This is a genomic window from Fodinibius salipaludis (genome assembly GCF_002287075.1).
Lineage (GTDB): Bacteria > Bacteroidota > Rhodothermia > Balneolales > Balneolaceae > Fodinibius > Fodinibius salipaludis.
This window is the reverse complement of record NZ_NSKE01000012.1, coordinates 1-15,105: the sequence shown is the minus strand read 5'-3', so window position 1 is coordinate 15,105 and position 15,105 is coordinate 1. Positions and strand designations below refer to the sequence as shown.

At 38.0% G+C, this 15,105-nt stretch carries 12 protein-coding genes; all 12 read left to right on the top strand.

Annotated elements, in window-relative coordinates:
- The first annotated feature begins 184 nt into the window (after nt 1–184).
- Nucleotides 185–1,081 (top strand): sulfotransferase domain-containing protein, encoded by an 897-nt coding sequence (locus tag CK503_RS14260; protein WP_095607506.1) that lies wholly within the window; start codon nt 185–187, stop codon nt 1,079–1,081.
- A gap of 44 nt (nt 1,082–1,125) precedes the next feature.
- Nucleotides 1,126–2,421 carry a class I SAM-dependent methyltransferase gene (locus CK503_RS14255; protein ID WP_095607505.1) on the top strand — a complete coding sequence of 432 codons (1,296 nt, stop codon included), beginning with the start codon at nt 1,126–1,128 and terminating at the stop codon, nt 2,419–2,421.
- Nucleotides 2,422–2,426: 5 nt separating this feature from the next.
- Nucleotides 2,427–3,467, top strand: a complete 1,041-nt coding sequence (locus CK503_RS14250) for a glycosyltransferase family 2 protein (protein ID WP_095607504.1) — start codon at nt 2,427–2,429, stop codon at nt 3,465–3,467.
- Nucleotides 3,464–4,333, top strand: a complete 870-nt coding sequence (locus CK503_RS14245; protein ID WP_095607503.1) for a glycosyltransferase family 2 protein — start codon at nt 3,464–3,466, stop codon at nt 4,331–4,333. The genes CK503_RS14250 and CK503_RS14245 overlap by 4 nt, the downstream gene beginning before the upstream one ends.
- A 51-nt stretch (nt 4,334–4,384) precedes the next feature.
- Entirely contained in the window at nt 4,385–5,524 is a 1,140-nt protein-coding gene (locus tag CK503_RS14240) for a glycosyltransferase family protein (RefSeq protein ID WP_141239945.1), read from the top strand.
- On the top strand, nt 5,508–6,764 hold the full coding sequence (locus CK503_RS14235; protein ID WP_176466323.1) for an EpsG family protein: 1,257 nt from the start codon (nt 5,508–5,510) through the stop codon (nt 6,762–6,764). Before CK503_RS14240 ends, CK503_RS14235 begins: the two co-directional genes overlap by 17 nt.
- Nucleotides 6,765–6,789: 25 nt before the next feature.
- A complete protein-coding gene (locus CK503_RS14230) occupies nt 6,790–7,929 on the top strand; it encodes a hypothetical protein (protein WP_095607500.1) in 1,140 nt (379 codons plus the stop codon).
- Nucleotides 7,930–7,936: 7 nt separating this feature from the next.
- Nucleotides 7,937–9,055: a sugar-transfer associated ATP-grasp domain-containing protein gene (locus tag CK503_RS14225; protein ID WP_095607499.1), complete on the top strand. Its 1,119-nt coding sequence runs from the start codon at nt 7,937–7,939 to the stop codon at nt 9,053–9,055.
- Nucleotides 9,056–9,071: 16 nt separating this feature from the next.
- A complete protein-coding gene (locus CK503_RS14220; RefSeq protein WP_095607498.1) occupies nt 9,072–10,172 on the top strand; it encodes a sugar-transfer associated ATP-grasp domain-containing protein in 1,101 nt (366 codons plus the stop codon).
- A gap of 250 nt (nt 10,173–10,422) precedes the next feature.
- Nucleotides 10,423–11,091, top strand: a complete 669-nt coding sequence (locus CK503_RS14215) for a hypothetical protein (RefSeq protein ID WP_095607497.1) — start codon at nt 10,423–10,425, stop codon at nt 11,089–11,091.
- 246 nt (nt 11,092–11,337) lie between these two features.
- Nucleotides 11,338–12,354: an ATP-grasp domain-containing protein gene (locus tag CK503_RS14205; RefSeq protein WP_095607495.1), complete on the top strand. Its 1,017-nt coding sequence runs from the start codon at nt 11,338–11,340 to the stop codon at nt 12,352–12,354.
- 1,218 nt (nt 12,355–13,572) lie between these two features.
- Nucleotides 13,573–15,105, top strand: a 1,533-nt coding sequence (locus CK503_RS14200) for a fibronectin type III domain-containing protein (RefSeq protein ID WP_434081865.1), incomplete at its 3' end; no start/stop codon positions are given.

The following is a 15,105-nucleotide window of genomic DNA, read 5'->3' as shown; positions in this document are numbered from 1 at the left end:
TTGATCACTATTATATGGATATAAAAGGCATTTATATGTCTTAAAGCCTGTATTCAATACAAGAAATTGGATAACACTAAAATCTGATGAATTGGCACAACTATTGTAGTTAATCATTATATGAAAAGGGAGATAGTTGGTACTAATGTTCAATTCTAATGAAAAATAAGATGCTGATCCTCGAATGACTACCAAGGGCTTAAAATATTATCCAAAGAATATGACTAACAGGGTATATCCTGTGACTGTATTCTTATGCACGCCCAGATGTGGCACTCAATGGATTGCTAAAAATATAAGTGACACCTACGGTGATGAGGCTATTGTGCTCCATGAACCTATAAAGTATGAATACTATCCAAGAAAAAATCTGGGGATATATGATCGACCGGCAGTAACAAAAGGAAATATCATTTTGGATAATCATTTAGAATTTGTTGATGAAACAATACAGAACAGGCATTATATCGAAATTGGTTGGCAGAGTATTGCAGGAATTTCTGAATTACATGAAAGATTTGGAAAACAATTGAAACTGATTCATTTATATCGGAATCCTGTAAATGTTGCTGCTTCACTTGTAACCCATAATTGGTATACCGGTAGAGTTGAAGATCGATTTGAAAAGGCAGAACTGACTCCTTTTGATGATTCTGCAATTTTGAGCGAATATAGAAGTAGATGGGATAATTTAAGCCTCTTTGAAAAATCGCTTTATTACTGGGCAGAAATTAACCTTCGGGCACTAGAAATAAAGCAAAGATATTCCAGCGTTCCATTTTATTCCCTCAAATTTGAAAACTTATTCGAAGAGAGTAAAGAGATTAATAGAATTACTTTAATTGAGATGTTGGCGTTTATGAGTCTTAATTATGATGAGAAGATGCTTGACAGACTTAATACAAAGTATGATAACTATCATCATAGATCCTCTTCCAGAATTGAGTGGGAGAAAATATTTGAACATCCCCAGGCCCTCGTATTGGCGCATAAATTGGGATACCGTTTTGATGGGGAAATAGATCTAAGCCGATATAAAAAAAGGTCGTTTTACCAAAAGATTAAAGAATTAGTAAATTAATTTTTAAAAGAGCAATTACTTGCACCAATAGAGAGTCAAGAGTTATGAATAGCGTGGAAAATATAAATTGTCTAAACTGTGGCAGCAGCCTAATGCACACCTTTGTGGATCTGGGAGCTTCTCCACTTTGTAACGAGCTTATAAAGCCGGACCTGTCGAATGAGGGGCAGATGACTTATCCACTCAAAACGTACGTGTGTGATCAATGTTTCTTAGTACAGGTTGGAACATGTGTGAGTCCTGAAAAGATATATGAGGAGTATAGCTATTTTTCTTCCTATTCTGATTCATGGCTGAGACATGCCAGGAAATATGTGGATTTCATGATCAATAATTACAGTATTGATCGGGAAAGCTTTGTGGTAGAAATAGCCAGTAATGATGGGTATCTACTGCAGTATTTCCAAGAGAAGAAGATTCCCATTCTTGGCGTTGAACCATCAACTACAGTTGCAAATGCTGCAATGGAAAAGGAGATACCGACCGAATTACTGTTTTTTGGGGAAGAAACGGCTAAAACACTCAAAACAAAATATCAGTCCGCCGATTTAATCTTGGGTAATAATGTTTTAGCTCATGTCCCAAAAATACATGACTTCATAAAAGGGTTAAAAGTGATGCTGAAGGAAAAAGGTATCATGACTTTTGAGTTTCCGCATCTGTTACAACTCGTCAAGAACAATCAATTTGACACGATTTATCACGAACACTTCTTCTACTATTCGCTTTACAGTATACAATCCATATTTAGAAAACACGGATTTAAGATTTTTGATGTGCAAGAGCTAAGTACGCATGGCGGATCTTTAAGAATATTTGTAACTCGCTTGTCTAATAATCAATATCAAATTAGTAAAAATGTTGATAAAATTCTTTTTCGAGAAAAACAGGAAGGATATTTAAATATAAATTTTTATAAGAAATTTGGAGAAAATGTACGTCAAACAAAACGAGATCTTCTGAGACTAATTCTTAATTTAAAAAACCGGGGGAGCACTATAGTGGGATATGGAGCGCCCGGTAAAGGGAGTACGCTACTTAACTACTGTGGTATTGGGACCGATTTTATTGACTATACCGTAGATCGAAATCCTCATAAACAAGGACACTATCTGCCGGGATCGTTGATACCCATTTTATCACCGGATAAGATAAGGGATACTAAGCCGGATTATATTTTTATTCTGCCGTGGAATTTGAAAAATGAGATCATAGAACAATTACAGTATGTATCGGAGTGGGGAGCACAATTTATTGTACCAATACCACAACCAATGATTATTAATTCAAAACCGATGGAAAGAGAACTGCCGGTATTAACCAGTGGTTTAGGGAGATAAGAATTATGGCGCAAGATTCAGCAGGTACAGTAAAAGAAAGTGAACGGGGAAAACATTCTGCAACAGATATTGATGTTGATACGCAACCTTTTGTATCGGTGTTAACACCGGTATATAACGGAGGTAAATTTCTGCGGGAGTGTATTGAGAGTGTCCTTAACCAGAATTATGAAAACTGGGAGTATGTGCTGGTAAATAACCGGAGTACTGATGACAGCCTTGCGATTATGAGAGAATATGTGGCGCAGGATGATCGCATTCGAATACATAATAATGAGGAGTTTCTTCCTCAGATGGAAAATCTGAATCATGCATTCAGACAGATTTCACCCAAAAGTAAATATTGCAAAGTTGTTCATGCTGATGACTGGCTTTTTCCTGAATGCCTGTCCCAAATGGTGAAAGTGGCAGAAGAATATCCAAGTGTAGGGATTGTAAGTTCGTACCGTTTGGTAAATAATAAGGTTGATCTGGACGGCCTTCCATATTCGAGTAATTTTAATTCCGGAAAAGAGATTGCCAGGAAATATCTACTGTATGGGCATTCCCAATTTGGGTCGCCTTCTTCGCTATTGATTAAATCTGACCTGATACGAGAAAGAGAAAAATTTTATGAGGAGTCTCATCTGGCATCCGATACCGGTGCCTGTCTCGAGTTATTAAAGGAATCCGATTTCGGTTTTGTACACGACATTTTGACTTTTTCCCGACGCCACGATGAAAGTATGTCGAATACTAAGTGTCAGGAGAGCTTTGCTTTTATTCATGCCAAACTATTTTCACAACTGGATTATGGGAGCTTTTTTCTGAATGAAAAAGAGCAACAAAAAAGTTTTTCCAGGATCTTAAACAAGTACTACATATTGCTGGCAAGAAATTTAGTGCAACAGAGGTCGCTCGAAGAGTTTAAAAGACAAAAAGAGGTTCTTGAAAAGTTGGGGCTGAATTTCGAAGGAATGAGGTTCCTCAAAAAATTAATCAGAGAACTATTTCAGCAGTTGTTTAGATATTTTGGTCTGGAATTTAAAAAGGTATCCAACAAATGAAGTTTTCTGTAATTATTCCCACATACAACGATTGGTTTAGACTGATGCAATGTGTTGCTGCTGTCGAGGATCAAACGCTGTCTAAAGATCAGTACGAAGTTATTGTGGTAGATAACAGTGAAGATGGAGCTATTCCAGAAGAAATTCACTTACCGGAACGAGTTCAATTAATCCATGAACCTCAACCAGGCTCTTATGCTGCCCGAAATAGAGGAGCTGTTGTAGCGATCGGAGACATTTTTGCCTTCACAGACTCAGATTGTATACCCGATAAAAACTGGTTGAAAAACGCACAAAAATATTTCAATGAAACGAATGATCTGGTTGGTGGAAAGGTAGATATTTTTCAACCGGAAAGGGGTAGTAAATATGGCTATTTGTATGAACGTGCAACGGCTTTTCCACAAGATAAAAACGTACCCAGTGGAAGAGGGGTGACTGCGAACCTTTTAGTTAGAAGCAGTGTGTTTGAGAAAATAGGTGGTTTTGACTCTTCTGTTAAGTCTGGTGGTGACTGGGAGTTTACACTCAGGTGTACTAAAGCAGGTCACCAAATGGTATATGCTGATGATGTACAAGTCAAACATCCAGCGCGTAATTTGTACACTATTTTTAAAAAGCATTACCGCTTAACGTGTGGAGGAGCTTTGAATATTAAAAGAGAATTTGGACACACCCAGTTACGAATATTGGGTAGTCATATTAAAAACGGATTTACAGGCAGAAAAAAAAGATCGGGAGTAGCATTAAGTCTAAATGAGCGGTTCATCGTTTATTCTATTGACCTGATGAAATTTATATCTCGCGCGATTATTTATGTGGGGCTAATACTTCGATTGATAAATCCCGAAAAGATAAGGGAATAACAGCAGAAATATTACAGTATGGAATATTATTATAAGACGAATTGATAAAAAATGAAGAAGAATATTCTAATAATATCTCGGTCTTTTTATCCGATGAACTCACCGCGTTCGTTTCGGACGACGGAACTGGTAAAGGAGTTTGCCCGTCAGGGACATGAGGTTACTCTTTTGACAGTAAAAGATGATGAACACCATATTGCTTTTGAAGATGAGTATGGTGTTACTATCAAAGATTTGGGGCCATTACATTTTCCAGAGATCATTTTAAATGGGGAGCATGGGTTAAGCAGACTTTTTAAACGAATCATGCGACGAGGACTGCTTCAACTTTTCGAATATCCCAATATTGAACTGCTGTTCAAGGTAAAACATGCCTTGAAGACAGAATCAGGCTATGACATGCTCATTTCCATAGCTGTTCCGCATTCTATTCACTGGGGGGTTGCCAAGGCTATGAAAGGAAAGGGTGAAGTAGCTGATCTTTGGGTAGCAGATTGCGGTGACCCGTACATGGGGTCAAAAATTGATTCGTATAATAAAACGTTTTATTTCAAATACTTGGAAAAGGAATTTTGTCGAAAGGCCGATTTTATTACGGTACCTGTCGAAGATGCTAAACTGGGCTATTATCCAGAGTTCAGAGACAAAATTGAAGTGATTCCACAAGGCTTCAGGTTTGATGAAGTTGAGATTGATTACTCATCATATAGCAAACATGAAGTGCCCACCTTTGCATACGCTGGTGGTTTTATACCCGGGGGAAGAGACCCACGACCTTTTCTGGATCATCTTTTGAGTACAGATCGTGATTTTAAGTTCATTATTTACACCAAAAGTTCAGATATGGTTAAGCCGTGGGTAGAAGTTAGTAGTGGCCGTATCGAAATAAGGGATTATATTCCACGAAAGGAATTACTGAAAATCTTAAGTACGATGGATTTTTTGGTGAACTTTGAGAACCAGTCATCGTTGATGGTACCCAGCAAGCTTATTGACTATTACCTTGCCGGACGTCCAGTGTTAAATATTTCTGCAAACGGCATAGACAATGAAAAAGTTGGCCGGTTTTTAGACGGTAATTACGAGCAAAAGTATAAATACAATGGAGTAGAACGTTATCGCATCGAAAACGTATGTAGTCAATTTTTGAAGCTGTATGACAAAGTTGAGGGCCATGTTTCAGTCAAATAATAAGATAGGATTTTACTCCGCGATGCTGTTTTTGTTGTGGCCGCTGTTGGCCCTGCTCTCAGCTTTTAAAAATTATCGGAGTAGTTGGGCTAAAAATATACTTTGGGCTTTTATCGCTTTCTATGGCTTTGCCTTTGCTATTGGTGCGGAGAGTGAGGGAGCTGATATCGCACGGTATGTTGAGAAATACCAACATCTTCATGGGCAACAGATGACATTTGCCAAGGCGCTGGAATATTACAGTGAGAGTGGCGATATAGATGTTGCAAGTACTTTCATTTCCATTGTTCTTTCCAGATTTACCGATAGCCAATCTATATTGACCCTGGTATACGGGATAATTTTCGGCTATTTCTTTTCTCGCAATATGTGGTTTGTACTGGAGCATCTGAAAGGTAATATACGTTTTACTACAGCCCTGTTGTTTATCTGCTTTTTCTTAGTAATTCCAATTTGGAACATGAACGGTTTTCGGATGTGGACTGCTGCACATATTTTTATTTATGGTCTGCTTCCCTATCTCTATGAAGGTAAAAAAAGTGGAGTGCTTATTGCTTCATTATCAATCTTAGTACATTTTTCATTTTTGGTACCGGTGTCGATTCTATATCTATATATATTTGCCGGTAATCGACTTCTAATCTACTTTGTTTTTTACTGCCTTACCTTTTTTGTATCAGAGATTAACTTGTCTGTATTTAATGAGTTAGTTGAAGGTTATGCACCAGAAATTATTCAAGAACGAACAGCTGGATATAGAGGTGAGCAATACGTTGAGAATTATAGGGAAGGAACAACGAATTCTCAGAATTGGTACATGGATTGGTATGGTCGTGCCATGAGGTGGTCAATAATGGGTTTTCTGGTAGTACTTTTTTTTAGGGCTAAGAAATTTTTTATGCAAAATAAGAACTGGCTTAATCTATTTTGTTTTACGCTGTTGTTCTATGGAGTTGCTAATTTATTTAGTTCATTACCTTCAGGAGGGCGGTTTCTGTCCATTGCAAATCTTTCAGCGCTGGCGTTGATAACTTTATATGTACAGAATAAAGAACATGAAAAGGTTATGAAACGATTTATTATAGCAGCTACACCGGCCCTGGTCCTGTTTATTGTGGTATCGGTGAGAATGGGCCTCTACAGTATTAGCGCAACTACCATACTGGGTAATCCAATTATTGCAATATTCTTAACCGGAGAGCACATATCGATGAACGACGTCATGAGAATGCTCCTGTGAGACTTACAAATAATTAATATGCTTTATGCTATCACGAGTTAAACGACATATTTCACGGCACTTGAATAATATTTCGAGCTGGCATACCGATCGTAAAATAGTTGTAATTGAGAGTGATGACTGGGGGAGCATCAGAATGCCGTCTAAAGAGGTCTATAATAAATGCTTACAAGCTGGTTATTGTGTCGATGATATTGCTTATGAGCGATATGACAGCTTGGCAAGTGAAGATGATTTGGAGCTATTATTCGATGTATTAAACAAGTATAAAGATCGGGATGGAAACCCGGCCGTTATGACCGCAAATATCCTGGCTGCCAATCCTGATTTTGATAAAATAAAATCCTCTGGTTTTGAACATTACTTTTATGAACTGATCACAGAAACCTTTAAAAGATATCCCAACCACTCAAATAATTTCCATTTATGGAAACAAGGATTGAAAGAAGGAGTGTTTTATCCCCAATCGCATGGGAGGGAGCATCTGAATGTATCGTTATTTATGGATGCTCTCCGGAAGGGAGACGAAGATGCGCTCTTTGGTTTTGAACACCGGATCCCGGGTATGATACCCAAAGATAATCCCAAAGAGGGTAATAAATTCGTAGAGTCTACGCGGTATTTCAGCCAACAAGATAAGGTAGAGAAGTTGTCCATTATCCTCGAGGGGGTAGACTTATTTGAAGAACTTATGGGATACCGTTCCGATACGTTTATTCCACCGAACTACTATTGGAGTCCCGATTTTGATAAGTCGATGTTTGCAAAGGGCATCCGTTTTTACCAAGGTCGTAGAAAGATGATGGAACCGCTATTTAATGGTTCTTTCAAATATTATCATCGAAGATTGGCAGAAGAAAATAAAGCCGGTCAAAAATATTTAATACGAAATGCATTTTTTGAGCCCGCGATGGTAAAGTCTGGCAAAGAGCCGGTAAGTAGTTGTCTAAAGGATATTGCGGTTGCATTTCGGATGAAGAAACCAGCGGTGATATGCTCGCACCGCTTAAACTATGTGGGTTTTATTGATGAAAGAAACAGAGATGAAAATTTAGCCTTGTTGCATGAGCTATTAAGTGCGATCACAAAAAAGTGGCCGCAGGTAGAATTCCTTAGCTCAGCACAACTTGGTAGGTTATTTCAGTACAACTTGATGAGTTATTAGAGAAAAAATGGTAGAGATCATAAAAAATATTTTTATAAATTCGCGTCTGGATTCTAAAAATAAAATTAAAAGTTTGCTCCTATATTTATCACGGAGAAGAGGGGTAGGTAAAGCATGGCAAAATAGATATCAAAGAATTTTAGAAGTGAATAAATTTCTTGACCAACCCTGTGATTCATCAATTGAATCTAAGCACCAGAGGAAGTGGTCAACATTTCGAAAGAAAGCTGATTTAACCACGCTCAGAGTGTGCCATAATATTTCTGGAACAACAGATTCCCGAATTATTCCAGAAGATATTTTCGCTGCTGATCTGGAACCAACTTTAATAAATGATAATATACTTCATTTTTTTAGCCATAAAAGCTTTTATAACCGTTGGTTTCTCAATTCTGGATTCCCAAAAGATATTTTTCATCGCATTCAGGGTGAATACTACGATTGTGATTTTAATAAACTTAGCTTAAGTCAGCTTAAGAAAAGTTTAGGAGAGATCAATTTTCCCGTTGTATTGAAACCTAATAAAGATACCTACGGCGGTAGTGGGATCTGTTTTGTTGAAGATGCCGATCATCTGTTTGAGCTCTGCAGGGAGCGTAAAAATTTTGTTGTTCAGGAACAAATACAACAACATCCTTTTTTTGAACGATATCACCCGGTGGGACTAAATACCGTTCGGGCGTATGTCTATAAATCTGTTAGTGATGATACTCACTATATCTTGAATGCAACGCTGAGGATGGGTAAGGGAGGGTCACTTGACAACGAGAGTTCAGGTGGGATCCATACGATGATACGAGATGATGGATCGTTAAATGGTTATGCGGTGGATAAACATGGCACAAAATATTTAAAGCATCCTGATTCAGGGTTGGCCTTTGATGATAAAATCCCGGAATTCAAAAGCTTAAAAGAGCTTTCGAAAAACATTGCTCGGCAAGTTTATTTTGGCCGAGTTGTAGGATTGGACTTGTGTTTTGATAAAGACGGCAGATGGAGAGTTGTTGAGGTGAATACAAAGGGACATACAATCCGTTTCTCGCAGTACGCTGGGGAACCATTTTTTGGAGAATTTACTGATGAAGTTATTGAGTACTGTAGAAAAAATCACTGGACTTTGCAATAACCATATTTATTGAGATATGAGAAAAGAAATATATAGCAAATCAACTAAAATTCTGTATCGATTGCGGCTTATGCTGGAACGAGTCGATCATTCCTGGAAGAAATATGTTGCGACGAAAATGTCGAGAGATGCGGCTAATAATCTAAGAAAACAAGTTGTTGCGCATACCGGTAAAACAGTAGTTGATAAAAAAATGCGTTCTGAGATTAAAGCGTATTGTGCTGAGGTATTAGGCGATGCATCTTATTGGCCGTGGTTGGCATACTATGCTGAATTACGTGGTGAATTTAAAAAAGGATGGATGCCTGATGACTATTATCGGTTCAAATTTTTGCCCAAAATGAATCCCGAAAAATATATGAGATTTAGCGAGGCAAAAGCAATAGATCACAAACTCTTTAATGGAGCTGTTGTAGATCCATTTTTTACGAGAACAAACGGCCAGTATTATCATAAAGATGGTACGGTACTCAAGCAGGAAGAGCTTGATCAGATTCTGCAAGAAGTCAATGATGAAATTATAATAAAACCTGATTCTGGTCGTGGAGGGCAGGGAATAATATTTACCCATCCAGATGAATTACATTTTGAAAAACTGCCAAAAAGTACGGATTTAATCTTTCAACCGGTTGTTCAACAACATCCAGAGCTACAGAAGCTATATCCCCACTCCGTGAATACTTTGCGGGTTCTAACGCTACTTGATGATGAGGGGACTATACAAGTTAAGTTTATTATTATCAGGTTTGGAAGAGAAGGTAGCCGTGTTGATAACGCTTCACGTGGGGGCGGCTGGGTTTTTGTTAATATCGATGGAACAGTACACCCCACTGCCTTTGATAGCATTGGTTTGGAAATTGGAAAGAGACATCCTGATACAGGAATGCTTTATTCTGATCTTAAACTACCTTTTTTACCCGCTATAATTTCTTTGTGTAAATCTGTGCATCACAGTTTTCCTTATACCAGGGTAATTGGGTGGGATATTTTTGTAAATGAGCAAGAAGAACCGAAAATTATCGAGTGGAATGCGAATAATCCTTTCTTTGATATAATTGAAGCCCGCTTTGGTCCTTTTTTTAGTGAGTATGTTTTAGGTGACGATAATAAACGTTGAATCTCCTAAACCTATGTTTCATATAGTGTTACTCTTTTAGGCCTTTCTGAGTAATTTTTACGTTAGTGTATAAAAAATAACTCAATGTATTAGCATCTATTTATTCGATAGATCATTCGATTAACACCTTTTGAAGGACGAAATAGCGTCAACCCCAGTAAAACTAATATCGAAGTCAGAGTTGGCACAATAGTTGAGACTATAGTTAGTATAAAGTAAAACGATGCAATTAAATTCACTGAGGTAAAAAATGAATCCAATAAAGAACCGCTTCATCTACTGTTTACTTGCCAGTTTGTTGATAGTAGCTGTTTCCTGTAAAAAGAACTCAACCGATGGCGATATTAAAGATACACTTGAACTAATAGAAGAAGTTACACCAGTCACTGGAGGAGAGGAAACAACTATAGTTGTTAAGAGGAACGAAGCTCAGCAAGCATATTTTAGTATTCAATTTAAAAATATTGAAGCTAATGATATTATTGATAATGGCATCAAGGATAGTTGGTGTATTGATATTCGAACTCCTCTGGATTTAGATAGTGGCACTTATGAAAATGTACCACTCTATTCTACCTATCGGGTTGATAAATGGAGACCAGTTAACTACTTATTTAACATCGCAGATGATTTGAAAAAGGATGATCCTGAGCTTACCTGGCGTGAGTTTCAGATTGCAATATGGTCACTGCAGACGCATCCAAAGTTTGAATTAGAAGATGTGAAATCGGAAGATTTACCGGAAGCATTCAAAACTGAGGATGGAAAACCGAATTTTGATTTTGAAAAGGTCAAAACAATCTTGGAAACAGTAGAAAATGGATACACTGATTTCGAATACGGCCCGGGGATAAAATATGCGGTAATCGCAGCAACTCCTCCTGAAATTCAGACCGTAATTACATTTGTAGAGAGATAGGATTAGCCGAATGATAGACTAAAATTGCAAACAGCAGCCTTTGATTTCTTAGTCGATAATAACAAGCCAGTTTTAGTTGAATTAAGCTATTGTTTTGGACAAGATGGAATTCCGTTAAAAATGGGTTATTGGGATTCAGATCTAACCTTTCACAAAGAAAAGTTCAATCCCTATGGCTGGATGGTTCAAAGTCTAATTGAGGAGTCTGAGTACATTTATTGATGTTATAACTTAATATACCTTTCTATGAAAATTGCCATACATCATCAAAAAAATAGTTTCAGCAGTCATTGGATTTCCTATTGTGAAGAACAGGGGTTTCCTTTAAAGATTGTGAATTGTTACGATAATGATATTATTAATCAGTTGGAAGATTGCAAAGGGCTGATGTGGCATTTTCATCAATCAAATCCCAAAGATGTATTGTTTGCGAAACAATTGTTGTATTCTTTGGAGAAAGCAGGAAAAAAGGTATTTCCTGATTTTCATACCTGCTGGCATTTTGATGACAAGGTGGGACAAAAATATTTGTTGGAAGCTATTGATGCCCCTTTGGTTCCATCATATGTATTTTACGATAAACCACGAGCAATGCAGTGGATAGAAGAGACGGATTTCCCAAAAGTGTTTAAATTGCGAAGAGGAGCAGGATCGGCACATGTTAAATTAGTATCAAATGAGTCAGAAGCGAAAAATCTAATAAAGAAAGCTTTTGGCCGAGGCTTTAGCCAGTACGATAAGTTGGGTAACCTTCACGAACGATGGCAGAAATATAAAAAAGGTAAAACGAGTCTCTGGGGGGTCATGAAGGGTGTACTCAGGCTTGGTAAGACCACAAAGTTTGCGCGTATCGCTGGACGGGAGCGGGGATATGTTTATTTCCAGGATTTTATACCTGGAAATAATTATGATATTCGTGTAATTGTGATTGATGGTCGAGCATTTGCGATTAAACGTATAGTAAGGCAGGATGATTTTAGGGCCTCGGGGAGTGGAAATGCCCAATACGAAAAACATCATTTTGATCTTAAAACAATCAGTCTTTCACTTGATATTGCAGAAAAGCTCCAAAGCCAATGTCTGTCTATTGATTATGTCTTTCAAAATGAAACCCCATTGATTGTTGAAATTAGTTATGGTTTTCCCCCTTCAGGTTTTATCGAAGATTGTGAGGGCTACTGGGATTGTAATTTAGAATGGCATGAAGGTTCATTTAATGCTTATGGGTGGATGGTAGATAGTATCGTATCTGACCTCGAATAGGATTTTAATATAAATCATTTGCAGTTTGTTGAGTCTATCTTTCTTTTTACAGCTATGCGGAGGCACGAAAAGCAACCTTCGTATTTATCGAAGTTTGGTACAACAGGAAACAGCTGCATTTAATACTGGATTATCAGACGTTAATACAAGCTGCTCGACAACTAACACGTAACCTATCCGCATAATCTACCTTAACCTACGTGTCTACGTTTTTTGTAATTCTATTCCATGAGTTTAATAATTTAACAAAACTGAAATCGTATTCAGTAATAAGTAATGAAATGAGTGGAGTGTTGCCTGAATCTATTACGGACCCAAAAGGGATAATAAACTTACCTTCGGCTGGAATAGGGTTAAAAGAGAAATTCTGTAGTGGGTATGGAAAGTTGTTTATAAGCTGAGACAGCTATGGTTTAATAATAACAACTTAGTAGGGCCGATTCGTGATGAGTTACCGGATTCTCTGAAGGTGAAGTAAAATAATAATTTAACAGGAAAAGCTATCTATCAACCATGGCAAATATGCCAACGTAGCGCGTATCCTAAATTTAACTATAGGAGTATCCATAGCAATAACTTCAGCCCTTCGAATTATCAAGACTTATTGAATATCTTTGGCGATGGTTTTATAAAGAAGTATCTGTTTGGCAAAACAGATAGATCTATGCTTCTGAATCATTAACCACAGGTTTTGGAAACAGACCTGTATCTGATTGTTACATTCGTAAAAAAACAGCTTTCTTTATTCCTATAGAATTAGCTGTAACTACCGTCTGCAATTAAGATCTGTATTTATAGATTTGAACAAAATACAGATCTGATGTAATTCCCTTCTAATAAATTACCTCTCTTCAGATAGACTTCATTTCAAACTATAAGAAATGGAGGGCGCACAATATCTTGTATAGATAAGTTATGTTTTTCCTTTCTATCCCTTCTTTTAATCTGTGATTTTTTATTAAACAAATGGGAGCCAGTCTATTAAACATACTCATTTATTTATTAGAAAAAATTAATATAAATGAAACAATGTTTGTAGTATAAAGTATGACTTACAAGTAATACTTACTTGCAAGTATTTGTAATTATTGCACTTAAATATCATATACAGACGGCTTTCCAGAAGGCTACTCTACCTCCTGGCACTTATCTACAAACCCCAAATCTACTCATATTACCATGAGATCAAAATTACTATATCTCTTAACGAGCATATTTTTGCTTGTTACTTTAACCCAATGCGAAGATTCCTTAACAATAACCGCAACTCAAAATAATGATTTATCTGAAGTTAATTTAACCTCCCCTGAAGACGGCACCGAACAAACTACGACTATTGAGTTTGACTGGAGTCTGCTTGATCAAGCAGATTCATATGTGTTTCAGCTTTCAGGTAACCTTGATTTTTCTACTGTTATGATTGACAGTTTGATGGAAGAAAATCATTTTCAAATTAAAGGGCTTCCTTCCGATTCAACGTTCTATTGGCAAGTTCGTTCTATTATTGACGGAGTAGAAGGACCGTGGTCAGCAACCTGGCAATTTTCTACTAAATCAACCATAGCGGACGCCGAACCGCTTGCAACAGATTTAACCTCACCAAGCGACAGTACTTCAACAAGTCCTTACTCGGTTGCGTTTTCTTGGACTGCCATAGCAAGTGCATCTGGATATAATATACAGGTGGCTACAGATCAAGAATTTAGCACTCTTCTTGTTATAGACCAAGAAATAAAGTCGAGCTCGTATGAAACGACAGCGTTATCTGCCGAACAGACCTTCTATTGGAGGGTTGAGCCGGTTGTTTCTGGCGAAGAGACCCAATGGTCTGAGGTATTTCAATTTGCAACGCTTGCCGCGGGTGAAATTTCTGCTCCTGTGCAAGTGTCCCCGGATGATGGATCAACGGATGTGGCACTGCAACCTACCCTTGAATGGGAGGCCGTAGAGAATGCAGATTCGTACGAATTGCATGTAAGTCACGATAGCCAAATGGATATTGAAACAAAAGTAACGGATACTACCTATTCTCCTTCGGAAGCATTGGCTTCTGGTACGACCTATTACTCGAGAGTACGAGCTGTTATCGGCGATACGCAGGGACAATGGTCAGAAATTCACAGCTTTACTACCAGTTCAGGCGAAACCAGTGATACCAATGATTCAACGGTCTCATTAAGTTCTCCATCCGATGGGGCAACTGGTCAATCTATAAACCTAACATTAGATTGGGAATCGGTGTCAGGAGTAAATGAATATCAAGTTCAACTTGCGCAGGATAATTCATTTTCTTCAACGGTGGTTGACAAAGCGGTAAGCGAGGCGTCGTATGCTGTTTCCGGACTGGATTACAGTCAGACGTACTATTGGAGAGCCCAGGCCAACGGAGACGGAGATTCTGGTAATTGGTCCACAATCTATAGTTTTACAACCGAATCAGAGACTAATGTTACCAATTCAGTAGAAGGCGACCGCCATGCGTTGATGGATTTATATAATGCCACGGGCGGCGACAGTTGGGCTAACAACAGCGGCTGGGGCAGCGGCGACCCGTCGGGTAGCTGGCATGGCGTAGAAGTGGATGCCAACGGACGCGTTGTTCGACTCGACTTATGGAAGAATGGCCTGCAAGGACAGTTGCCGTCCACTATAGGAAACCTGACGAAGCTCACCTATTTGAATGTAAAAGGGAATAAGTTAACGGGCCGTATACCTTCAGAAATAGGGGGCATGAGAAGTTTAGAATGGTTA